Annotated in this window: 17 protein-coding genes; 10 read left to right on the top strand and 7 right to left on the bottom strand. The window is 44.8% G+C overall.

Going from position 1 to position 23,074, the window contains the following annotated elements; translation table 11 throughout:
- The first annotated feature begins 86 nt into the window (after positions 1–86).
- From AB4167_RS08065 to AB4167_RS08055, 3 genes are all read left to right on the top strand, one after another.
- Positions 87–1,799, top strand: coding sequence for a glycoside hydrolase family 19 protein (locus AB4167_RS08065; protein WP_372136386.1), 1,713 nt, complete (start codon positions 87–89; stop codon positions 1,797–1,799).
- Positions 1,800–2,074: 275 nt separating this feature from the next.
- Positions 2,075–3,625, top strand: a complete 1,551-nt coding sequence (locus tag AB4167_RS08060) for a Na+/H+ antiporter NhaC family protein (RefSeq protein WP_372136385.1) — start codon at positions 2,075–2,077, stop codon at positions 3,623–3,625.
- A gap of 366 nt (positions 3,626–3,991) precedes the next feature.
- Complete coding sequence (locus tag AB4167_RS08055) at positions 3,992–4,585, top strand: acetate uptake transporter (protein ID WP_010440610.1); 594 nt, start codon at positions 3,992–3,994, stop codon at positions 4,583–4,585.
- A 145-nt stretch (positions 4,586–4,730) separates the two neighbouring features.
- On the opposite strand, the gene AB4167_RS08050 is transcribed toward AB4167_RS08055, so the two are convergent.
- The 4 genes from AB4167_RS08050 to AB4167_RS08035 all read right to left on the bottom strand — a co-directional run bounded on the left by AB4167_RS08050 (position 4,731) and on the right by AB4167_RS08035 (position 10,168).
- Positions 4,731–6,278, bottom strand: a complete 1,548-nt coding sequence (locus AB4167_RS08050) for an alanine/glycine:cation symporter family protein (RefSeq protein ID WP_372136384.1) — start codon at positions 6,276–6,278, stop codon at positions 4,731–4,733.
- 469 nt (positions 6,279–6,747) lie between these two features.
- Entirely contained in the window at positions 6,748–8,118 is a 1,371-nt protein-coding gene (locus AB4167_RS08045; protein WP_372136383.1) for an MBL fold metallo-hydrolase, read from the bottom strand.
- 147 nt (positions 8,119–8,265) lie between these two features.
- Complete coding sequence (locus AB4167_RS08040) at positions 8,266–9,033, bottom strand: 1-acylglycerol-3-phosphate O-acyltransferase (protein ID WP_017059735.1); 768 nt, start codon at positions 9,031–9,033, stop codon at positions 8,266–8,268.
- Positions 9,034–9,229: 196 nt separating this feature from the next.
- Complete coding sequence (locus AB4167_RS08035; RefSeq protein ID WP_136974081.1) at positions 9,230–10,168, bottom strand: hypothetical protein; 939 nt, start codon at positions 10,166–10,168, stop codon at positions 9,230–9,232.
- A 271-nt stretch (positions 10,169–10,439) separates the two neighbouring features.
- Here AB4167_RS08035 and AB4167_RS08030 point away from each other — a divergent pair, with 271 nt between their 5' ends.
- The 6 genes from AB4167_RS08030 to AB4167_RS08005 all read left to right on the top strand — a co-directional run bounded on the left by AB4167_RS08030 (position 10,440) and on the right by AB4167_RS08005 (position 18,321).
- Entirely contained in the window at positions 10,440–12,152 is a 1,713-nt protein-coding gene (locus tag AB4167_RS08030) for a bifunctional 2-polyprenyl-6-hydroxyphenol methylase/3-demethylubiquinol 3-O-methyltransferase UbiG (RefSeq protein WP_108162458.1), read from the top strand.
- A 58-nt stretch (positions 12,153–12,210) separates the two neighbouring features.
- Positions 12,211–12,939: a DUF429 domain-containing protein gene (locus AB4167_RS08025; protein WP_372136382.1), complete on the top strand. Its 729-nt coding sequence runs from the start codon at positions 12,211–12,213 to the stop codon at positions 12,937–12,939.
- A gap of 81 nt (positions 12,940–13,020) precedes the next feature.
- Positions 13,021–13,830 carry a M15 family metallopeptidase gene (locus tag AB4167_RS08020; protein WP_029235636.1) on the top strand — a complete coding sequence of 270 codons (810 nt, stop codon included), beginning with the start codon at positions 13,021–13,023 and terminating at the stop codon, positions 13,828–13,830.
- Positions 13,831–14,135: 305 nt separating this feature from the next.
- The gene (locus tag AB4167_RS08015) at positions 14,136–16,016 is read left to right on the top strand and encodes an ATP-dependent zinc protease (protein WP_372136381.1); all 1,881 of its coding nucleotides are present in this window, start codon (positions 14,136–14,138) and stop codon (positions 16,014–16,016) included.
- Positions 16,017–16,253: 237 nt separating this feature from the next.
- A complete protein-coding gene (locus AB4167_RS08010; protein ID WP_017059741.1) occupies positions 16,254–17,318 on the top strand; it encodes an HlyD family secretion protein in 1,065 nt (354 codons plus the stop codon).
- Positions 17,308–18,321, top strand: a complete 1,014-nt coding sequence (locus AB4167_RS08005; protein WP_372136380.1) for a multidrug DMT transporter permease — start codon at positions 17,308–17,310, stop codon at positions 18,319–18,321. Before AB4167_RS08010 ends, AB4167_RS08005 begins: the two co-directional genes overlap by 11 nt.
- A 113-nt stretch (positions 18,322–18,434) precedes the next feature.
- Here the strand turns inward: AB4167_RS08005 and AB4167_RS08000 are convergent, their stop codons facing one another.
- Both AB4167_RS08000 and yfcC read right to left on the bottom strand, forming a co-directional pair.
- Complete coding sequence (locus tag AB4167_RS08000; RefSeq protein WP_017059743.1) at positions 18,435–19,442, bottom strand: succinylglutamate desuccinylase/aspartoacylase family protein; 1,008 nt, start codon at positions 19,440–19,442, stop codon at positions 18,435–18,437.
- Positions 19,443–19,570: 128 nt separating this feature from the next.
- Positions 19,571–21,049, bottom strand: a complete 1,479-nt coding sequence (gene yfcC, locus AB4167_RS07995; protein WP_017059744.1) for a putative basic amino acid antiporter YfcC — start codon at positions 21,047–21,049, stop codon at positions 19,571–19,573.
- A gap of 398 nt (positions 21,050–21,447) precedes the next feature.
- Between yfcC and AB4167_RS07990 the strand changes: the two genes are divergently transcribed.
- A complete protein-coding gene (locus AB4167_RS07990; protein WP_017071865.1) occupies positions 21,448–22,002 on the top strand; it encodes a recombinase family protein in 555 nt (184 codons plus the stop codon).
- On the opposite strand, the gene AB4167_RS07985 is transcribed toward AB4167_RS07990, so the two are convergent.
- Positions 21,999–22,916 carry a DUF6236 family protein gene (locus AB4167_RS07985; protein WP_102393636.1) on the bottom strand — a complete coding sequence of 306 codons (918 nt, stop codon included), beginning with the start codon at positions 22,914–22,916 and terminating at the stop codon, positions 21,999–22,001. The two genes, AB4167_RS07990 and AB4167_RS07985, sit on opposite strands and share 4 nt — an antisense overlap.
- Between the last annotated feature and the right edge of the window lie 158 nt (positions 22,917–23,074).

Raw genomic sequence — 23,074 nt, 5'->3', positions numbered from 1 at the left:
TAAATTCACACAGCTACAGCTAGGCCATTCCACATGTGAAGCATACTCTTTGATGGACTTATTAAGGACAGATAAGAGAATCCATCATGTTAAAAATCAAATATTTGGCGACAGTACTGGGCTGCACATTAGCAGCGCAAAGTCATGCGTCTTTGAACATTCAACCTGATCCGCAAAACCCGAATGGTTACCTTGTTGAAAAGTCGGCTCTACAAGCTGCTGAACAAGCGAAAACATCCGATCCTATGTATGCGATCTGGTCACAGGCCCTTCAAACTCGCCCGAATACAATCGTTGAAGCGATTGAACCCGGTTCCCCCTCGAATCCTGAAAACATAAAGCGTGTAGAGCGCGTGTTCCCTCAATCTGAATGGGACTTCCTCACTCAGATGGCAGCGCCAGAATACACCTACACTCGCTTCTTACGTGCGATCGGTAAATTCCCAGCGTTCTGTGGAGAGTACACCGATGGCCGTGACTCCGATGCCATCTGTAAGAAATCCATCATCACGGCCTTTGCTCACTTTTCACAAGAGACGGGTGGGCACATCGCGATAGGCAACACCTCTGATAATCCATTAGCTCTAGAAGAGTGGCAGCAAGCGCTGGTGCATGTTCGCGAAATGGGTTGGTCTGAAGGCCAAGAAGGTTACACCACAGGTTGTGGTCAGAATGATTGGCAGAATGCCCGTTGGCCATGTGCTGCGGGGCAGGGTTACTTCGGACGTGGTGCTAAACAGCTTTCTTACCATTTTAATTACGGCGCGTTCTCTGAAGTGATGTTCGATGGCGATGCGACGGTGCTTCTCAACAATCCGGGCTTAGTGGCGGATTCTTGGTTGAACTTAGCGTCTGCTATCTGGTTCTTTTTAACACCACAAGCGCCTAAACCGGCAATGCTGCATGTAATTGACCGAACATGGACACCATCTCAACGTGAATTGGATGCGGGTATTGGCTATGGCTTTGGTACCACAATCAACGTGATCAATGGTGGTATTGAATGTGGCGAGCAGAACAAAGACAAAGGCCAACCCGTTAACCGTATTCGTTACTGGGAAGGGTTAGCCGCGCACTATCAGATTCCTGTAGAAGCCGATGAAGCCAATACATGTTGGCAGCAAACGCCTTACGGAAGCTTGAATCTCAACGGAGCAACGGATGTGTTGTACACCAACTGGGATGGTAACTGGAAATACTACGCAGACCGCCCAGAAGGGTATTCATTTGAGTGTGAGCTAGTGGGCTTTCAAACTGCTTATTCCGCACTGGTGGCTGGCGATTACGAGAAGTGTGTGACCAACTTTTATGGTTCTCATGCGAGTTGGCCTGAAGTGAAAGTGGTCGATAAGCTGGATCCGGTAGATCCTGGTACTGATCCGGGTGGTAATGGTTGGAGTGCGACCAAGGTTTACAACGCGGGTGACCAAGTGACGCATAACGGCGCAACCTATGAAGCGAAATGGTGGACACAAGGGGATGACCCTGCCAATGGTGGCCCTTGGAAACTAGTAGCGGGCGAGCCAACACCACCAGTTGTGACAGATCCAACGCCTGTTGATCCTGCCCCTGTCGATCCAGAACCAGTAGACCCTGCACCCGTTGAACCACCTGTGACAGAACCGCCAGTGGTTGTCGATCCATCTGAATTTATTACGTGGCAAGCCGGTGTTAGCCAAGTGAGTAATGGCGATAAAGTGACGCATAACGGTAAGTGCTTCGTGGCTAAAAATGGCCCAGGTGTTTGGGAAAGCCCAGTTCAATCGAATTGGTTCTGGGATGAAATTAGTTGTAATTGATCGTCTGAATACTGAAAAGCGGTCTAACCGACGAGTTCAGTAGTACGACCATAATGATATAAATAATCAAAAGCCGAAAGTGTCTACTTTCGGCTTTTTTTCGTTTCGAACTTGGCTATCTAAGGAGGGCTATTGGTCTATTTGGCTATGTTGAAGCGCATTTAAAGATTAATTATCCAGTTAGAGGATAAAGTTCTGTACAAACGATGGGTGTGAATTTATATTCAAATTTAAATTATATTTATTCTTTTTTATTTTAGGGTTAAGGTGTACCTATGGAACAGACAGATATCACGTCACTCATCCCCATTGTGATTACTTTGGTGTTGTCGTTGGCGACAAGGAATGTGGTGATTGGCCTTTTTGCTGGCGTGCTGAGTGGTGTTGCGATGCTGACTGGCATGTTTAGCGAACTTAACCCGCTTGATACGTTTGGTACCATGGTTAAAGGTTACCTAGTCCCTCAGCTTACAGATAGCTACAACGCTGGCGTGATTATGCTGTTGGTGTTCATCGGTGGTTTTGTCGCTTTGATGGAAAAGTCGGGTGGTGGTGTTGCGTTTGCTAAGCGTGTGACTCAGTGGGTAAGCAACAAGTGCCAAGCTCAATTGTCTGCGTGGTTTGGAGGAATCGTGATATTTTTCTCTGACTTAGGTACTCCGTTGATTGTTGGTCCTGTCTTTCGCCCTCTTTTCGATAAACTGAAACTTTCTAGACAGAAGTTGGCATTCATCATCGACTCTACATCATCACCCGTCGCGATCCTTATCCCTTTTATTGGCTGGGGTGTTTATATCATGGGGTTGATTCAAAAAGAGTTTACCGCTTTGAATGTCAACATGTCGGATTGGGATGCTTTCATCGGCGCGATTCCTTTTCAGTTCTACGCTTTCTTAGCGATCTTTATTGTTCCTTTAGTTTCTTTTAAAGGTTTAGACTTCGGACCAATGGCAAAGGCAGAGCGTGATTGCCAAGCGGGTCTTTGTTCTGGTGCGAATAATGAGTCGTTGAATCCTTTCTCGCATAAAAATGCAAAAGCATCTTTTGTTTGGGCACCGTTACTCGTGATGGTCGTTGTATTGTTCACCATGTTGGTTCCGCAAGGCTTCCCGTTCCAAAAGGTTGCAGGTTCGTCATTCAGAGCGGCTTTATCATCGGCTTATTTTTTTGCTGCGATTACCTTGATCTCGCTAATGGCTTATTACGGTGTAAGAAAGTTGTCTGATGGTGTTTCTGTGTACTTAAAAGGCATGGGAAACATGATGCCAGTCGCGATCATCTTGGTATTGGCTTGGGCATTAAGCACCGTTGGTAAAGAGTTGGGTGCGGCAGCTTATATTGCTGAGCAAGCACAGAGCGGCTTTCCATATTGGTTAGTACCTGCGGTCGCGTTTTTATTATCGGCTATCATTTCATTCGCAACGGGATCGTCGTGGGGAACCTTCGCGATAATGATGCCATTGGTTATTCCAACCGCGATTGCGATAGATGCTCCGCTTCTCGTCGCAATTGGCGCTGTGTTGTCTGGTGGCTTGTTTGGTGACCATTGCTCACCGATTTCTGAAACCACGATTCTTTCTTCAACCGGGGCAGGGTGTGATCAGTTTGAACACTTTAAGACGCAGCTTCCTTACGCATTGATGAACGGCTCTATTGCTCTGATTAGTTTTGTAGTCGCAGGCTTTACGGGAAGTGCATTGGTTGTGTTAGGCGCTCTTGTTGCTCAGTTGATTGTCGTGACGTTGTTAGCCAAGCGCGATGCGAGTAAAAACGCTTCTTCAGAAGTTCAATCTCAAGTGTCTGATTCTAAAGCTCAACAAGCGTAATTTAAGATTACAAAAGAGGGGCGAGAGTTAATGAATCGATACGGGATACGAGTAAACGAGTAGCGAAGAGCTCGCCCTATGTTGCCTACGTTTGCTATTAAGGGGGCGCTTACTCGAATCTAAAGACTTTTTTCGCATCTCGCATCTCGTTACTCGCATCTTTTTCATAGCGCGACAGGGAATTTGTTCATTTATAGGTTCTATGAATTAATTAGCGTTGTTATGAAACTAATTTTCCATAAGATCATTTACACAATCTTAGTTTTCGATAACTGGATTACCTAGTTGTACGGTTTATAGATTAAAATTTTCTGACAACTTTTATTGTTTTTTTTTAATCAACCACTTTAATAAGGTAAATTCGCAATGTCGACCAAACTAGCTAACCCAGCGCCACTAGGCTTAATGGGTTTCGGTATGACCACTATTCTTCTTAATATCCACAACGCAGGTTTCTTTCCAATCGATTCAATGATTCTTGCTATGGGTATTTTTTACGGTGGTTTGAGCCAAGTTATCGTGGGCACAATGTGTTTCAAACGTGGTGACACGTTCGGTACAACTGCGTTTACTTCTTACGGCCTATTCTGGTTGTCTTTGGTTGGTTTAATCGTGATGCCTTACATGGGTCTACCTGCAAGCCCTGCAGCATTCATGGGTTGGTACCTACTACTATGGGGCATCTTCACAGGCTTCATGTTCATCGGCTCTCTATGCTACCCAGTGGCGAAGCAAGTAGTATTCGGTTCACTAACTATCTTGTTCTTCCTACTTGCAGCTCGTGATTTCACTGGCAGCGAACTAATCGGCACTATCGCTGGTTTTGAAGGTATCTTCTGTGGCGCTTCAGCTATCTACTTTGCAATGGCACAAGTAATCAACAACGAATACGGCCGCACAGTACTGCCTATCGGTGAGAAGAAAGCACCTCAAATGGCAACACAAGAAATCGCTGCTTAATACTCTAACTCGGGAACAGTTAGTTTGTTATAAGCCATTTATTGGTTATGAATAAAACAAAAGGGGTTAGCCGAAATAGCTAACCCCTTTTTTATGCGTTATTAATAGCACTATTTGTTAAAGCGATCTATTTGCTAAGGAAAGCTTAAGCTGAAGGCTGCTCTACAGGTTTAGTGTCTGCAGCTTCTGCTTCAGGAGAATTGCCTGTTTTACGCTTGTACTTCTCTTCCCAGTAAGTAGCACCTTTAATGCCTAGTTTTACAGGGTTGAATGTGTACTCAGTCACACCTTGTTTCTGTTGTTCTTCGTAGTCAGCTAGAGCTTTAAGCGCAGGCTTAGACATGAAGAAGATGATCAGAATACCCACGATGTTTAACCATGCCATCAAGCCAACACCAACATCACCCATTGCCCATGCAAGGTTCGCTGTTTTAACTGTGCCATAGAAAACGGCAGTGATAAGAACAAGCTTAAGTACGAACATCATGCCAGGGATCTTGATGGTACGACGTAGGTAAGCAATATTCGTTTCTGCGATGTAGTAGTAAGCAAGAATCGTTGTAAATGCGAAGAAGAACAGAGCAAATGCGATGAATGGCTTACCAATGCCTGGTAGTGCACTTTCAATAGCAAGCTGTGTAAATACAGGACCATTCGCACCAACGTTTGCTGCTAGGTTCTGAACAAGGAATACACCCTCAGCACCGCCGTGAACGTTGTAAGCACCAGTGATGATGATCATGAACGCTGTAGCTGAACATACTAGAAGTGTATCGATGTAGATAGAGAACGCTTGTACTAAACCTTGCTGAGCTGGGTGATCAACACTTGCAGCAGCTGCCGCGTGAGGACCAGTACCTTGACCTGCTTCGTTTGAGTAAACACCACGCTTAACACCCCAACCAATTGCAGCACCGAAGCCTGCCATAGGTGTGAATGCATCACCAACAATCATTGCGAAAACAGTTGGCACTTGGCTGATGTTTAGCAGAATGATAACGAACGCGATGATGATGTAAGCCAATGCCATGAAAGGAACAACGATCTGTGTGAAGTTCGCAATACGTTTAACACCACCAAAGATGATGAAAGCAAGGATGATAGCAACAACAGTACCGGTGAAAATTTTAGCGAAACTGAATGTACCGACAGCTGTTTCAATCATGTCACCTGAACCAAATGCAGCTTCTACAGCATTACCAATACTGTTTGACTGAACACCTGGAAGCAAAATACCACATGCAAAAATAGTCGCGATTGCGAAGATCCATGCGTACCACTTCTGACCCATTGCTTTTTCAATGTAGTAAGCCGGACCACCACGGAACTGGCCTTCGTCTTCTTCTTTGTAGATTTGCGCTAGCGTAGATTCTGCATAAGCAGTCGCGGCGCCAAAGAAGGCTACAACCCACATCCAGAATACTGCACCTGGGCCACCGAAACCGATAGCGGCAGCAACACCAGCAATGTTACCTGTACCTACACGGCCAGATAGCGAAACGGCTAGAGCTTGGAAAGACGAGATGCCTTTTGATGAGCTTTTACCCGATAGTAGCAAGCGCCACATTTCAAAGAAGTGACGGATTTGAACAAATCGAGTCATGATGGAGTAGAACAAACCTGCACCTAAACATAGGTAGATAAGTACTGGACTCCAGATTATTCCATTCAAAAAATCAACGAATGACTGCATGAGTATTTTCCCTGTTAGTTTTGCTTATGATTGTTTTTCGAACAACACAATACTTCACTTGTAACCCGAGTGTTAAATTATTTAACTGCCTATTAGGATTACTGTGACATAAAGCATGTTACAGGGGGTGTTTGTTAACGCTTAGTGCTAATTTGATAATCGTTCCATTAAAATTGATATGCAATTAGTTGTTTTTAGTGTCGGTTTGTAAAGTGAATAAATAGTGATTAATACAAATTTTCGAAACTCACAATATGTGTCAGAAGGGAAAATAGAAGAAAAATGAGAGGAAACGTTGTTCAGTACTAATGACTGTTAACACATTACGACGGTAAAGACGCAAGAATATATCACCGATATAGTGAAATTAGGCAGGTTTAAGGGGAGGTATTATTTAAAATGTCAGTAGTGATTTTAAAACTTTCCGTAAGGATTACCGCAATCAGAAATCGTGAATCAATCGCCTGTTTTAAACGACTTTAAATCCTTTTCCAACCAAAGCTTGAGCGAACTCAGACTGAGTGTTTGGATCTCCGTGAATCAAATGTACCTCTTTGGGTGGCACGGTTATTTCTTCTATAAATCGATTGAGATCATCTTTATCAGCATGAGCAGAGTAGCCAGACATACTATGGATCTGAGCCTTCACCTCAACGTGTTGGTTATCGATGGAAACCTGTTTTTCTCCTTGTTGTAGCTCTCGCCCGAGCGTTCCGTGAGCTTGATAGCCTGCTAAAATCACATCGGTTCGTTTATCGGGAAGTAAGGCGGATAAGTAGTTCATTATCCTGCCGCCCTGACACATTCCAGAAGCTGCGACCACAATTGCGGGTTCACCTGTCGACTTGAGGCGATTCACGATTTTCTTGTGCATTCTATGTCCATCAACGGTAATGCACTGCTCAAAAGCGAGTGGGTGACGTTTCAGTTCAAGACGCAGCTTTGCTTCTTGTCCCCACAACTCTTTAAAACGTCGGTATGAACGCGTCACTTTTTTAGCCATCGGAGAATCGAGAATAATAGGAATATCGCTACTGAGTTGATGCTCAAAGATCAGGTGTTCGATATCAAACAGCAATTCCTGAGTTCTGCCGATACTAAAAGCCGGGATTAGAATAACGCCACCATCGAGCAGTGAACGATCAATAATGGCCTTGAGACGCTCAGATCGCGTAGCAATATCATCATGTGTACTGGTGCCATAAGTGGATTCTATAAACAGATAATCGGCTTGCTGTGGTGACTTGGGATCCGGCAGCAGTGGTGTGTTACTCGGGCCCAAGCCGCCAGAAAACACAACTACTTCTTGGTTAGGTAACTTAATCTCGATATAGGCGGAACCTAAGATGTGCCCAGCAGGTTGAAATCGAGCATGCAGAGTATTTGGCCTATGATGATCCTTTCCGTTGTTTTGCTGTTTAGACGTGATTGGAAACCATTCGCCGTAAGGCTTGGGATCTATCAACGAATGAATCTTTTTGAGTATCAGCTTTGATTGTTTATTGCTGAGTCCTTGTAGTTTTAACCCATCCTCAATCATTAAAGGAGCGAGTTCGGCGGTGGCTTGCGTGCAATAAATTGGCTGGTTAAATCCACTGGCGAGTAACCAAGGTAATCGGCCAATATGATCAATGTGGGTATGGGTCAGCAGCAGAGCGTTGAGGCGGGAAGTTTCAAATACAATATCAAGAGGGCGAGTGTCCGCACCTTGAAGCTTTTTACCTTGAAGATCTAAACCTTGAAAAAGGCCACAATCGATGAGCACCGCTTGGCCTGAATCTCTTAGCTCGTGACAAGATCCTGTGACAGTATGTTTGCCACCATGGTGAATCACTTCCATCGTTTGCTCCCATTGCTCTATAAAGCCGTTAACGCCTGTTTTTATTTTGCGGATAAGCGCCAGCAAGTAAAACAAGAACAATGAGAGTTGCGATCGTTGAGTGTCTTTTTAAGTAACTGAGCGATGACTCAGTAGTTTCGTTGCGAGTTAGTTCGTAGAAGAACGGTCTGAATCCAACTCTGGTTTTTGCTGCGCCTCTAAACGAGCCACTTCGGCATCAAGCTCTGCTATTTTCTCTGCCATGAGTGCGTGACAGCGATTGGCCAACTCTCTCGCATCGCTAAGCTTGTATCCGGATACATCGATAGGTTCCAACATCTCGGTGATCACAATGCCATTATTGGCACGATTAAAGTCGATCTTATTGTGCGTGGTGCTAGTACACATCGGGGTGATAGGCACACCAGCTTCAATTGCCATTCGGAAAGCGCCTGTTTTGAATGGCAGTAGTCCACGCCCTTTACTACGGGTTCCTTCCGGGTAAACCCAAACAGACAGATCTCTCTGATGAATCGCTTCCGCCACTTGCTTGATGGTATCGCGTGCTTTGGATTTGTCTTCGCGGTTAATCATGATGTTACCGGTGATCCAATACAGCAGGCCAAAGAAAGGCACGTACAACAAATCGCGTTTGCCCAATGAAACAGTGCGTGGTCTTAGCATTCCTGGATCGGTCACAAAATCCAATATGCTTTGGTGGTTAGAGATGTAGACGCTGTTTTCTGGTGTCGGGGCATTGTCTAGGCCGCGTTGCACCAGTTTTACACCGATGATCTTTTGGAGTTGGTTGAACCAACGACAGAAAACGTACACATGCTTGGGGTTCTTGGGGCTAAACAAGCAGTAAACAAAAGCACATAGAGTGGTGAAAATAATAAACACCGTAGCCAAAATAATACGAAGAACAGCAAGCACAATTCACTCCTTACTCACCGCAGATGGCAGTGATTAAATAGTTTTAGATGCTTGAAGTTTTCACTCTATTTAACCGAATTGCAACAATTAACTGTTATAGAGTTCTGTTTTTATATCTTTATATAAAACAAGGACTAACAATGGGTGTTTGACACGATTATCGAGCTTACACGTGTTCACCAGTAGCGAGGCATGTTCACCAATACTGTTTATTTGGATCCAACTCTTCTACCCATTCAGGATCTTGACGCGACTCTAAATAGAGTTGTAGGCCGTTATAGGACATGAAAGCTGCAGGGCCGCCGAGGTGCTCGAAATAGTCAAAATACTCATCTTCGAGAGCACAAAGGTGGGCTAAATCTTTAACCTTGTTAGCCAGCGCCCACTGAATGGCAAATACAGGCGCTATTGAGCCTGAAATATTCACCTCTTCGACGTTTGGGTTAAACATTGAATTAGCTTGCTCAAGCAGTATCTCTTCTTGTTCAGACTCTTGTTGTAGTACCTCTTCGACGATCTCCGAGCGCTTGGTATTAGAGACATTCTTGTTCAGCTTGGTGATTCGCAGTGCGTAGCTAAACCTTTCTGATGAAACGATGTCGACAAGCTGCGACAACAGCTCTTTGTCTACGCCTGCTGCCTTGGTGAAATAGTCGATACATGAATTGATTGAGGCATAACGAGTACCGTCAAACTCAAAGCCACTGGTTTCGTCGTATACCTCAAGTGGGATGTCATCAACCGACAAAGGCCAGCCTTTATAATCGACGCGTTGTTTGGCGATTTGATACATCTTCCAAGCGCTGCGCCCAAACCCACCGAGCGTCGAACCCGAGAAATCAGAATCAATAAGCTCTTGCTCCGTCCAGTTCTCACCGATGCCAAGGTGCTTAGCGTACTTGTCTATCAGAGTGTGTTTTATCTGATCGCGCACAGACCAAATTGAGGTCAGATTCTTTGAATAGTTAATTCTCGCACACTCATTACAAGCCGGCAGTGCTATCGGTGAATGGCCAATCTTGGCAACTGCCTGCGCTGTCTTAGGAAATTCAACAAGGTTACTGGAAGGCTCACCACAAAACCAACAGGTGTGGCGCAGGTTGAACGGGGTGTCTATGTGTGAGTATGTGTTCATTAGTTTTCTATCGGTTTGGTGCTTGAGGCGAGTTAATCATCTTCAAACAATTATCTCTGTTCGCACGTCAGCTTGCACCTTGTTTGTTTTTGTTTTTCTGACGAGATCAATTCGAGGTGTGACTAGCCTGATGAACTCATTAGGTGGATATTGATATAAAACAGTCACTAACGATAAATGCTGATTGGTGTGGCTGAACTTACATGAGCTGCTAGCAATCGCCTAAGCTCCCCATTACTATTGAGATAGACTCCTTACTCCAATAGCGCATATGTCCTCATCGATTCCTTTTTACGATAAAAATGCTCACACACTTTGCCAGCAGTACAACTCAGTGACCTTCGAGACGGTGCATAAAAGCTGGCAAGCTTATTGGCCTTTAGTGGGCGATAAAGTACTCGATGTCGGTGCTGGATGCGGTCGTGATGCGCTATGGATGCACAAGGCCGGATCTGATGTTATTGCGATAGAACCAAGTGCTTCATTACGCGAACAAGGCTCGAAATATACAGGCCCAAGTGTTACCTGGATTGATGATTCACTTCCCTCGCTTAGCCGCACTGAAAACCTCGGAATGCGTTTTGACTTGATATTGGTCAGTGCGGTTTGGATGCATCTCGCTCCGTCTCATCGAGAGCGCGCATTTAGAAAGTTGTCTAACTTGCTAGCTCCAAATGGCAAGTTGGTGATCACTCTGCGTCATGGGGAGTTTCAAGACAGTCGACAAGGCTATGAAGTCTCGGTTGAAGAGCTCGAGCGTTTATCAAAAAACAGCGCCTTGTTGGTTCGTCATGTTGATGATAGCCAAGACACATTGAACCGCAGTGAGGTGTGGTGGCAAACCGTGGTGATGACACTACCAGACGATGGCTCCGGTGACTTGAACAAGGTGCGCCACATTATTGTGAATGACAACAAGTCGGCCACATACAAGTTGGCTTTGTTGAGAACTCTACTGAGAATTGCTGATGCGCATTCAGGCGCTGTGATTGATCGAACTGATGGGAAAATTTCTCTACCAGTGGGCTTGGTTGCTCTGTATTGGGTTAGACAGTTTAAGCGACTGATTGATATCGACATAGAAGGCGCTGGGATTCAGCAAAATAGCAACACAACGAAGGGACTTGGGTTTGTAAAAGAGGATGGTTGGAATAAACTAAAACACTTAAGTGCTGATGATCTAGCGATAGGCGCTATGTTTCTCGGCGATGAAGCCAAGGCTCTACAAAAGCTATTTTCACAAACGATCAGTACCATTAAATCAGGACCTGTGACTTTCATTTATCAAGGCTCGAAAGACAACCGACTATTCGATATATACCCACCTCACAAACGACGGAAGAGCCGAGAATCACTGGTCATTGATAGTGAGTTCTTAGAAAGTTTTGGTTATTTTACTCTCGATGAAAGCCTGTGGGAGTGCTTTAGAATCTACCACTCGTGGATTGAACCGCTGGTGGTGAATCAATGGGTCATGGAGATGCAGCGTTTCGAGTTGAACCGACAGCGAAGCATTTCACTACAGACTTATCACGACTGCTTGGTATGGATCGATCAAAACCATGATACTCGCGATGTGCGTAAACGTGTCGAGCAACTTAGATCTGATCGTGCCGACATTGTCAGCGTGTGGAGTGGAAAATCATTAAAAAATGAGTATCACGTTGATCACTGTTTGCCTTTCGCTTACTGGCCAAACAACGATAAGTGGAACCTCTTTCCTACTACAAGCAAAGAGAACTTAAGTAAAAGTGATAAAGTTCCTACGGCTGAAAAGCTGCGCTCGTCTAAGTCGAGGATTCTAGAGTGGTGGCAACTCGCTTGGAACGATTCGGCTCATTTTGAACAACAATTCTTTTCAGAAGCCGCGCTTTCGTTACCTAACATCCCTGCGCAGTGTCGAGACTTTGAAGAGGTGTTCGATGCAATGGGCTTGCAGGTACGTGGTGTAAAAAGCAGACTGCTGATTAGTGAGTGGCACTGATCATTAAGTGGGCTAGTTATCCCAAATAACCCTCAACAAACTAATCATCGAGAACATAATGAAATACATCGGAATTGATGGCTGCAAGGCGGGGTGGATCGCTTGGATTGTCTCTGGCAATGAGCTACCTACGTTCAAAGTGGTAAACACGCTCGATGAGTTAGTCGATGAACTTGCAGGTTCGACGACGTTAATCGATATGCCGATTGGTTTTAGTGATGCACAAACTCCAGATCGTTTGTGTGACAAAGCAGCAAGGCGTTTTCTAACCAGCAAACGTGGTTCTTCGGTGTTTCCGGTTCCGTGTCGTGAGGCGGTTTACCAAACCGATTACATTGCGGCGTGCAGTGCCAATGTGGAGCAGCTTGATAAGAAGTTTTCTAAACAGACTTGGGGAATTGTGCCCAAGATTCGCGAGCTTGATGAGCTCATTGAAACTCATCCCAATCTTTCTATCAGGGAATCACATCCTGAAGTGGTGTTTGCAGCATTGAAAGACGAACCGCTGACGTTTTCAAAACGAACGCAAGAAGGCAAAGAGGAACGGCTTTCTATTATTCAGCAGCTATCCCCTCAATGGTGTGACCGCTTGTCGTTGGCCATTTCAAATACCAAACGTAAAGACGCCGCGATAGACGATATTTACGATGCGTTCGTACTTATGTTAGTTGCCTATTACGCTCCGCAATTATCGACCTTACCTGAACTTTCTGATGTTGGTGGAGAAGCTGACAAGGATCAGAACGGACGAGTTAGAGAGATTGTTTACTGGAACAAAACACGCTAACAAAGCGTGCGCTCAACTTGGCTTAATATGCTATTTTCCAACTTCTGCTACTTTTCACTCTTACTATTTTGAGTTTTTGATATGAAACGTTTTATTGTCGGCTGTCTGGCCACTGTGCTCAGTGCAGTGAGTTATGCCCAAGTCGCTCCTATATCTCAATGGCAATGCGACATGATGAAAAAGAACAATGTCTTGAGTAGTGGTGCGCCCGTTGGTTGTGAGCGACTATCCAAAGTGGATTTCGATTTCATTAGTTTCAAAGGGGAAACGCAACAGGGCAATATGATCGTGCTTGATGTTATTGCGCCTGCTGTTGAACAAATCTTTTCAGAGCTCAAACAGCGCAATTTTCCTCTTCATTCCGCTCGCCTAATGCGTGAATTCAGAGGTGATGATAGCGCCTCAATGGATGCGAACAACAGCAGCGCCTTTAACGCTCGTCCTATTACAGGCGGAGGAGGTTGGTCGAAACATGCCTATGGTGTGGCAATCGACATCAACCCAGTTCAAAACCCTTTCTTAGAGTTTGATAGCAACGGAAGAATCACGGTAAAGCCTTCACAATCTGCGACTCGTTATGTGAACCGTACTCGTTTTCGTGCTCGTGATGAAATTGAACGCCGCGGCATGGCTGAAGATGTGGTGGAGCTGTTTGCCCATCACGGATTTATGATCTGGGGAGGGGATTGGAATAGCCCAATCGATACTCAGCATTTTGAGGTTGGATCAAGAAAGTTCGTTAACCAACTGCTCTCTAAACCACAACCTGAAGCCGAGGTGTTATTTGAGCGCTACGTCAAATCTTATCGACAGTGCTATCTCAAAAATAAAGGTGAGGACGCAGAAAAAGCTCGAGCTATCTGTGCAAAGAAAACAGTCGGGACTTTTTAGTGCTATGTTTATCTAGAACCGTTTGTGTTTTAGCAAGTTAAACTCGCTTCAGGTGTGTTTTGAATAGCTAAGGTCAGCGCTCGTCGTTGGCCTTTTTTGTATTCACTTCTTCAATAGAACACCGAGCATTGAAAAGGTTATTGGGTATCCATTAGTCAATAATCGATAAGCGAATGCAGCGCAAAGTCATCGGTTTGTCATTTAAAAACTCATAGCGTTAACGTTATGTGAGAACCATTGCTGGTGGGGGAACTCTTCGCGCAAACGCCAGTATTATTAGTGAACTGATCACAACGGACCAACTAATGAAAAAGATACCTTTGGCTCTAACTCTTTTAAGCACTCTACTTTTTTCACAATACACTTTGGCTACTGACACTTCACCTACCACTCAAAATCCCACTTACGAACTCGATGGTAAGTCGGTATTAGGTCGCACTGAGAACGTGTACCTATCTAGCGTTCAAGGGCTAAAAGACGTTCCTTTCATTGGTAAAATTGATACCGGTGCAGAAACCACTTCTATGCATGCGGAAGACATTCATGTGAAGAGCTCTAATCCCGACTACCAAAACCTCAAAGACAAAGAGCTGATGGCGGCGTTAACCGAAGACTTGTTGAACAATTCCGATGTTGATTACGATGATTGGGATGGCAGCACCTTTGCGAAATATAAAGCTGTGGTGTCTTTTAAGGTTCAAAACCCGCGCACGGGAGACATGGTATTAATCGAAGCGCCTTTAGAGCGTGTCAGCATGATACGCAGCCGCACCAGCAGCACGCCTTTGCTTCGCCCTACCGTAAAAATGTCGCTCACCATTGCAGACCAAGAGCTAAAAACCGACGTTAACCTGACCGACAGAAGCCACTTCTCTGCGCCAGTGCTGATTGGTAAAACCTTCCTTGCGGATAACGCGCTGGTGTTTGCAGGTTATGACTATTTACAAGAGCAAGAGAACGCGACCGTTGTTGGCCGAAAAGAGGTGGTGTCTATCTCTGGAATGGCGATGAACGCGACCTTCTCATTAAAAAATCGCTACAGCATCCTTCATGCAAAAGACATCGATATAGATAAGAAGAACAGTGAAGTGACGTTTGATATGTTCGACAACGACGGCAAGCAAAAAGAGATGACATTGCCGTTGGTTCGTATGTTAAGCGTGAGCGGTAAGAAGAGACCTTTGGTGTATGTGCCTGTTCAACTCGATGAAAACACGACTAAAGACGTTCTGGTGTACCTACGTGAGCGCTCGAGTAGTGAGTCGCAGTTGAGATTTGGAACCAACACCGCCAGCGAACTCTTCATGATTGACACCAGTGCTGAGAATATTTTATTAGAAGGTTCAGAGAACTTTAGTGATGTGGCTGAGTCTGGTGAGCCTATGATTATCTCGCCGGAAGAGGACATCACCCTAGATGACTTCCCGCTTAAGGCTGTGGCTTCTTTCACTGTCAATACACCTTTGCTGAAGGTCGACAGTTTTGAAATGACAGGTAAAGGCAAAGATGCTTCCGTTGAATTTTATCTTACGGATGTAAATGGTGAGAAGCAGAAGGTGACCAAGCCAATTATTAAGAAGCTTAAAGTCGGGGATGATACTCGTCCGGTTGTAAGTGGTGAGTTTGCGGTGTCTGGAAAAGTGCGTACGCAAGAGTTTGCCATCGATGTGCTTAATACAAATGAGAAAGAAGCGTACTTTATTTTAGGTAAGAAGATGGCAAAAGAAGGCGTTTACGTTAATACGCGTTCTGATTACCTTCTGAAAGCTGAGCCACTGTTTAAAGTAGGGCACATTGAAGTAGTAGAAGTGAACGGCATGAAGTTCCCGGCCAAGCTCGACACTGGCGCGGATGTAAGCTCAATGAACGCAGTCAACATCAAACGATTTAAGAAAGATGGCCAAGACATGGTGAGCTTTACTTATCAAAACAACCAAGGCGATAAGCAAGATTTCACCAAGCCAGTGATTGATGTAATGCGCATTAAAGCCAAGAAAGGCGAGAAGGTAAACATTCGCCCTGTAGTAGAAATGAAGGTTAAGCTCGGAGACCTAGAGAAAGAGGTGAGGGTAAACCTTCAAGACCGTTCTCGCTTCGAATACAGCATGATCCTAGGTAAGAACTTCCTGAAACACGGCGCAGTAGTGAGCAGCGATGAAGATTACTTGTTAGGTGATATGGAGTAACCCCTAAACTTATCTAAGTTCGTAGCAGAACAGATCTAAACAGCCACACATTTCATTAATGGGATGTGTGGCTTTTTGTTGATTGTTAATTGTTGCCGTGACAATATTTCAAGTAATCGTTTGTTTTTACTCAAGAGACAGATCGACTAGACTACAATGAAGTGGAATTCACTTTAATTTTTAAAACATCGTATTCGGCAGGCGAGTAAATCGTGCTGTCGGATCGAGAGAGAGAGCATGTCAAAAGCAGAAAAATCTTCGCGTAAGCTTAGTTTAATTATTATTTCGGTTATTTTAGTAGTGTGGCTTTACAGTTTGTGGGCCGACCGCGTCACACCAATGACGGGGATCGCCCGTGTTCACTCTTATATTGTGCGTATTGCTCCTGAAGTTTCTGGCAATATCACGTCTGTGCAAACTGAAAATAATCAGGTCGTTGAAACTAACCAAGTGTTGTTTGAAATTGATGCTCGAAACTATCAGATCAGTTTGCGTTCCGCTGAAGCGAATCTTGCTCAAGTAGGCCAAAATATTGGCGCAAGCACAGCGGCGGTTAACGTTGCACAAGCGAAAGTGACCGAGGCGGTTGCGGCTCGGGATAATTCTCGAGAGCAAGCGAGTCGAGTGAGTGAACTCGCCAGTAAAGGGCTGGTTAGCCGCTCTGAATTAGACAACGCCATAGAGAATCGTGATCGTGCTGAAGCGTCATTGAAAGCCGCAGAAGCCTCTTTGGTTCAGGCAAAACAAGCGTTAGGGCCAGAAGGGAGTGATAATCCACAAGTGTTGGCGGCGATTGCAGCCCTTGAGCAGGCTCAGCTCAACTTACAGAAAACCCAAGTGATGGCTCCTTCTCATGGCGTGGTGAGTAACCTACAACTGACGGTAGGCCAGCGAGCAACCGCAGGCTCACCTGTTTTGACCTTTGTTGATCCGCGAGAGGTGTGGATATCTGCGTTATACAGAGAAAACTCGCTAGAGCATATACAAGTCGGGCAAAGAGTTGAGATCGTATTGGATGCGTTACCGGGGCGAGTGCTATACGGCACGGTTGATAGCATTGGTTGGGGAACGGGTGGCAGCAATAGCACTGACCAAGAGACTGGCTTTTTAAATTCAGACACCAATTCTATTGCCGCGCAGCGCTACCCAGTCAATATTGTGTTTGATCATGGTGAGGTTCCAAGCAACATTCGTTTTGGTTCACAAGCCACAGTGGCTGTCATGACAGAGCAAAGTACCCCAGGTGAGTGGCTTGCTCAGCTTTGGATGAGAATTCTAAGCGTGTGGACTTATGTTTCATAGCTCAGCTAACTCCATTATTCGATTGGTGTTACTGCCGCTTTCGCTATTGTTCTACCATCAACAAAGTGGGCAGATGCTCGCTGTTTTGTCGCCCATATTTGTTGTGATGTTCATGACATTGATGCCATCCAAACCACCGATTAATTTAATATTAAAGGTGATTGTTGCATTAATCTTAATCAGCTTTGGTGTGGTGTTTTTTGGTAGTGTATTGGTCGACTCGCCAACCGGTTTTGTCCTCTATTGCTGGCTATTGCTGTTCTGGAGTTATCAGCGTAGCCATCAGAATACAAAAGATATCATCGCGACACTGACCATTATCGTGGTCATCGTAATGGTGGTGGTCAACAAGCAGATGCATCTCCCAATGGCGGGATTGCCCCTATTGTTCTTTGAAAAGCTGGTGATAGCTTTGATCGTCACTTACTTGGGGTTCTGGTTGTTCCCGGGGGATGAAGTGAATGTCCTTCCGACTGCGGCCATTTCCGATGCGCCCACTACTGGTGACTATATCATGGTTGCATTTAAAGCGACCGCGGTTGTGGTTGTGCTGGCGATTTTGGTAGGAAATTCGGTGTCACAAACGATGTTGATTGCGATTACGCTTGGCAGTATGTTGAAAAGCCCATCGAATCACGACCACCGTACATTCAGCCGAAACAAGCTTGTCACCACTGGCGTTGGCATTCTGTTTACGTTACCTGTGATGATCATGATGGTGTCAGGCGCTCCAATCTTGGTTATTTATGGCGTGAGTTTGGTGTGTGGTTTGCAACTTGCGTGTTTTGCTATCAGGCGGCAGGCGAATCTGACGATTTATCAGCTCTTGTTTACTAATTTTACGACCTTGGCTTATCAGATCATCAGCCACCCAGGATCTGCGTCCCTCTCGGCACAAATGACACGTCTATTTGCCATTGTTTGTGCAGTCATGGTTGGCGCAGTGGTACTGGGCTTTCTCAGCAGTAATACTAATCATAGTCATACCGATCACAGTAAGTGATTAATATTTATAAGTAATAATAAGGGGATAGCTCTGCCGAGTTATCCCCTTTTCACAATATGGGTTAACGACTCAAATGCCATCAGTAAAGAGCCATTTGATGAAGTGACGTGTTACTTCAATAGTCTGACTAACAAAGCGCCCGGTTCACGCATCGGATCTTGATTGACACTGAGTACATAGCCATCAGCAGGGGCGTAATAACGTTGTTTCTCAGAACCAAAACTATCATATTGAATTGAAATCAATTGTTTTGATTGTACTGATTCACTGACCTTAACTTGAGGGAGAGCGAAACCACCGACATTGGCTCTAATGGTCACCGTTTCTTTGCCTTCAAAGCAGGCATAGTGAGGCTGGTCTATCTTTGTAGAGATGATATTTTCCGAGTGCAGGATATTCATCACGCCATTCACTGAACGCTCAATGAGGTCGGGTTGTAAAACCTTTCCAGAACCAACCTCGACGGTGATAGCGGGCGTACCACTTTTATTGAGCTGCGTTTCTAAAACGCCATCATCACCTGGATCATCAAAAATACAGTCAGGATTGATCAATCGAGCCATTTTGATTGCTGCGGGGATTCGATAATCGGCAAAGACATACAAAGGATACTCTGCTCCGCGAGTTTGGGTATGCAGATCGATAGCAAGATCCGCATTATGGCTGAGTAGGTTCTGCCAAATTGAATGTGTAAAACGTTGTGAGGCATCACCGTTCGGGTTTCCAGGGAATATACGGTTAAGGTTTGCTGGGGATGCATCCGGATCCGATGAAATAAAATCTCGGCTGTGCATCAACATACCTGACACATTAATCATCGGAATAATGATGACTGTGCCGTGTATCTCCTCGTTTACGAGCTTTTGAATGACCTTCTGTGCGGTAATAACTCCATTTAATTCATCACCATGAACGCCTGCCGTTACCATTATTTTGCGAGCATTTTGACTTTGCTCACCGCGATAGACGACCACAGGTAAATGATGATTTTGACCAACACCGTTAGTTTGTGCCTCAAACCAGAAACGATGGCATCCCATCGGTAAGTCATCAACATTGAGTTGAGATATTACAGGGTGTCCATTTAGAACATCATTGGTATAAGTAGTTTTTCTCACACTAGTTTCCTTTGTCTCTGGTTCACAATCTATTCTGAGTCTGTGTTGGATGATTGTTATTGAAAGCTGTGATTAAAAATGGGCAGTAAACTGCCCATTGAGATACACGTAAATATTGAAAGGCGCTGTTATGCAAAACCCAGCAGGTGAGCCGCAACAATAATAACGCTCGACAAGCAGAATAGCAGCACGATAAAGCGCCAGCAGAATTTTGCCCAATCACCCCAGTCAATGCGGCATACACCTAGTGTTGCCATCAAAGAAGCTGATGTTGGGACGATGATATTGGTAAAGCCATCACCTAGCTGGAATGCTAAAACCGCGACTTGACGAGTCACACCTGCTAAATCGGCGAGTGGCGCCATTAATGGCATCGTTAGAGCTGCCTGCCCTGATCCTGACGTTACAAAGAAGTTGAAAATAGCTTGGAAGGCGAACATCAGCCAAGCAGCCATCGCTTCTGGCAATGCACTAATCACACCGCCCGCACTGCTTAAGATTGAATTCAGTACGCTTGGCTCGGTTGCATCGCTGCCGCCGCCTAAAATCAGCAAGATACCTTTAGCACTACCCACAAGAATAGCGGGCGCTAGCATCACACTTGCGCCTTCCTTAAATGAATCGGCCATGTCGTTGATGGTCATATCATTTAATCGGAAAATAACACCGATTAAGCCAGCAACAAATCCCATAGTGAAAAACTGAGAGGCAATTTCAGGAATGTACCATGCGTGAACCACTACACCCCAAATAACCCAGGTCATGCTCGCTATCACGGTGAGAATCACCAACGTATCGCCGATATTCCAACGTGATTGAGTCAAGTCTCCTTGTTGCTTCTTGAAGTAAACATCACCAGCTTTACTGTAAGATTTCGAAGGGTCTTTCTTTACCGAATTCGCATACCACATCGTAAAAGCGATGCCGAGCGCGGTGAAGAAAACCCATAGAGCGATACGCACCGATGCCCCAGATAAGACAGGTACACCAGCAATGCCTTGGGCAACAGCAACAGAAAATGGGTTCATCCAAGAAGCAGCAAAACCAATCTGAGTCGCTACGTACGTCACCATTACCGTAGTAATACCATCATAGCCAATACGTACCATTAGCGGCGCGATAATAATGGCAAAGGCGACGGCTTCTTCACCCATACCAAATACAGCCCCACCGAGCGAGAACAGTGCAAATAATACTGGAATGAAAAGCGATTGACTGCCCTTGGTTTTGTCTATGAGACGCAAGATACCGTTATCAATAGTACCTGTGCGCATCACAATGCCGAAAGCACCGCCAATCACAAGCATAAACATGATAACGCCGATTGCTGAACCCCACTTAGATCCAGACACTAAACCTTCAAATACGAAGTTCATTAAGCCGATATCACCACCGCTGGCGAATAGTCCGACAGTATTGTAAATCGGGTTGCCTTGGGGGTCGGTGTGATAGGCAAATGAAGCTGGATCTAGAACGGTACGAGTTTTCTCTGCACCATCAGAAACATAGCTGATGTCTTGTGTTTCAAACATGCCTGCAGGTATGACATATGTCATTGCAGTCGCAAGCAACGCGATAAAGAAAATTAGCACCAGAGTATCTGGCATTTTCCATGTCTTATTTTGGATGGTATCCGATGTTGTGGTTGTCGTGCTCATTGTCAGTTTTTAGCTATAATTAAGATTGGCATAAAATATCACTAATTAAGCATATAATGTCAATTTTAAGTTGGTTTTTGGCTTGTTTGGTGGTGTTATGTTCTTGTTTTTGCGTGGCATGATGGTTTTTATTTTTAACTTGTTATTGCCTGGTTTTATTTAGAGGTAAAAAGTCCTAGCTCAGGTGCTTTTTAAGCAGTGCGGTAAGTTTCATAGAGCGACTCTGGATATATAAAAAACTATACCTTATGAGACTGTATCTAAGGTTGTCTCAAAAGCATTGACTTAGAGTTTTGATACATGCAATCCTGTAAGTGTTAAGAGGTTTTGAGACACTAGGAGTAAGCATGGCGAACGTAGGTTACATTCGAGTTAGTACAGCAGAGCAGTCCACCAGCAGACAGTTAGCAGATGTGAAACTGGATAAGGTGTTCGAGGAAAAGGTATCAGCTAAGACAGTAGACAGACCACAGCTACAGGCGTGCTTGGATTATGTCAGGGATGGTGATGTGCTGCATGTTCACAGCCTAGACCGTATCTGTCGTAGCGGTGCAGGTGATGCTGTAGGGCTGGTGGAGCAGATGAACCAGAAAGGTGTATCGGTACAGTTCCACAAGGAAGGAATGAGATTCGATGGTGTAATGAGTGCAGCGCAGAAAGGTGTACTAGGGATACTGGCAGCAGTGGCACAGATGGAAAGGGAATTGATTAAAGAGCGTCAGGCTGAGGGGATAGCAGCAGCGAAGGCAGCTGGTAAACACATAGGTAGACCGAAAGCACAGGTGACGAAAGAGGATGTGCAGAAGCTATTGGATAACGGTGTACCTAAAGCTAAAGCAGCCAAGGAGTTAGGAATAGGTCGTGCGACACTGTATCGGCTCCTTGACGCTAGAGAGTATTAAGCTGGTTTAAACTCTCTTCTCACGCTCTTGAGGTACATGAGCTCCGCTGGAGTGGAGTCGGATGATTGGCGTATTAGTTTTGGTGCAATTCCTATTGCTGCACCAGCTAAGCCAGCTTTTAACGGGTCAAAACCAAATTGCGATGCTGTACCTAGTGCAGCAAGAGTTAAGCCTAGGATACCAGTTGTATCTGAAATCACAGAGCGAAGGCTATCGACACTAATGTCTATTTTTGACTGTTCTAAGGTGCGATTGACATCTCTAATGGAAGCTTCCAGCTTAATCATTGCGGTATTTTTTGCTCTAGGTATGTCACCAGCAGTTAGCACTGACTGGTAGAGTTCATCTAGGTAACTACGGAACGCGAGCAGTTCATCATGATGCTTGTACTTAAATTCAAGTATAGAATCGAAGTGTGTGCTAACAGTAGGGACGGGTAGTAAACCGTGAAGCTCCAGTTCAATACTCTCTTTATCTACAGGAGTTGTGGTGAGAATGCTATCCGAGATTTGAGCCTTAGACCATAAGCCTGGATGTGCTTCATTGAGCTGTTTAAAAATTGCTTCATGTGAAGCAAGGATTTCATCTCCAGCCTTTTTGCTTAGGGTTACATCAGTGCAATCAACAATCTCAGCAGTCATAAAGTTAGATACATTAATCACACTGCTTTGTTCCATGCGCATTCCAAGCGAGCGAGGTTTTTCTCCATGTCGAGTTCGTTGTAACGCACCAGCTTTTTCTAGTTCTTGGAACTGCCAGCAATCAAACTCTATCGAGGAGCATTTAGGAACTTCAATCTTATCCCAATAAAGTAGGTACTTACGTAACTCAAAATCATCAGTAGCAGAACGAAATAAAGCCCCACCTGTTTCTGGATACTCAAATTGAGGAGATAGAACAATACCTCTTTCCATTGATAATCGCCTTACACTCAGATAGTTAGGTTATTATGATAATGCAAGGTGTTGAATAGGGGAAAGGAAGAGAATAGGCTTTATGAAGTGTGGCACTTTACTGTGGCACCCATACAAAAACAGCGCTATCCCAAAAGGCGCTAACCTATTGAAATAAC

This window comes from Vibrio sp. 10N.286.49.E11, assembly GCF_041469505.1.
Lineage (GTDB): Bacteria > Pseudomonadota > Gammaproteobacteria > Enterobacterales > Vibrionaceae > Vibrio > Vibrio crassostreae_C.
This window is presented reverse-complemented; position numbering and strand designations above follow the sequence as displayed.

Bases quoted from the DNA above. Each gene is read 5' to 3' on its own strand.
- AB4167_RS08045 (WP_372136383.1), bottom strand. From the start codon at position 8,118: ATGGAAGTGATTCACCATGGTGGCAAACATACTGTCACAGGATCTTGT.
- AB4167_RS08060 (WP_372136385.1), top strand. From the start codon at position 2,075: ATGGAACAGACAGATATCACGTCACTCATCCCCATTGTGATTACTTTG.
- AB4167_RS08025 (WP_372136382.1), top strand. From the start codon at position 12,211: ATGAAATACATCGGAATTGATGGCTGCAAGGCGGGGTGGATCGCTTGG.
- AB4167_RS08035 (WP_136974081.1), bottom strand. From the start codon at position 10,168: ATGAACACATACTCACACATAGACACCCCGTTCAACCTGCGCCACACC.
- AB4167_RS08020 (WP_029235636.1), top strand. From the start codon at position 13,021: ATGAAACGTTTTATTGTCGGCTGTCTGGCCACTGTGCTCAGTGCAGTG.
- AB4167_RS08050 (WP_372136384.1), bottom strand. From the start codon at position 6,278: ATGCAGTCATTCGTTGATTTTTTGAATGGAATAATCTGGAGTCCAGTA.
- AB4167_RS07990 (WP_017071865.1), top strand. From the start codon at position 21,448: ATGGCGAACGTAGGTTACATTCGAGTTAGTACAGCAGAGCAGTCCACC.
- yfcC (WP_017059744.1), bottom strand. From the start codon at position 21,049: ATGCCAGATACTCTGGTGCTAATTTTCTTTATCGCGTTGCTTGCGACT.
- AB4167_RS07985 (WP_102393636.1), bottom strand. From the start codon at position 22,916: ATGGAAAGAGGTATTGTTCTATCTCCTCAATTTGAGTATCCAGAAACA.
- AB4167_RS08065 (WP_372136386.1), top strand. From the start codon at position 87: ATGTTAAAAATCAAATATTTGGCGACAGTACTGGGCTGCACATTAGCA.
- AB4167_RS08015 (WP_372136381.1), top strand. From the start codon at position 14,136: ATGAAAAAGATACCTTTGGCTCTAACTCTTTTAAGCACTCTACTTTTT.
- AB4167_RS08030 (WP_108162458.1), top strand. From the start codon at position 10,440: ATGTCCTCATCGATTCCTTTTTACGATAAAAATGCTCACACACTTTGC.
- AB4167_RS08010 (WP_017059741.1), top strand. From the start codon at position 16,254: ATGTCAAAAGCAGAAAAATCTTCGCGTAAGCTTAGTTTAATTATTATT.
- AB4167_RS08005 (WP_372136380.1), top strand. From the start codon at position 17,308: ATGTTTCATAGCTCAGCTAACTCCATTATTCGATTGGTGTTACTGCCG.
- AB4167_RS08055 (WP_010440610.1), top strand. From the start codon at position 3,992: ATGTCGACCAAACTAGCTAACCCAGCGCCACTAGGCTTAATGGGTTTC.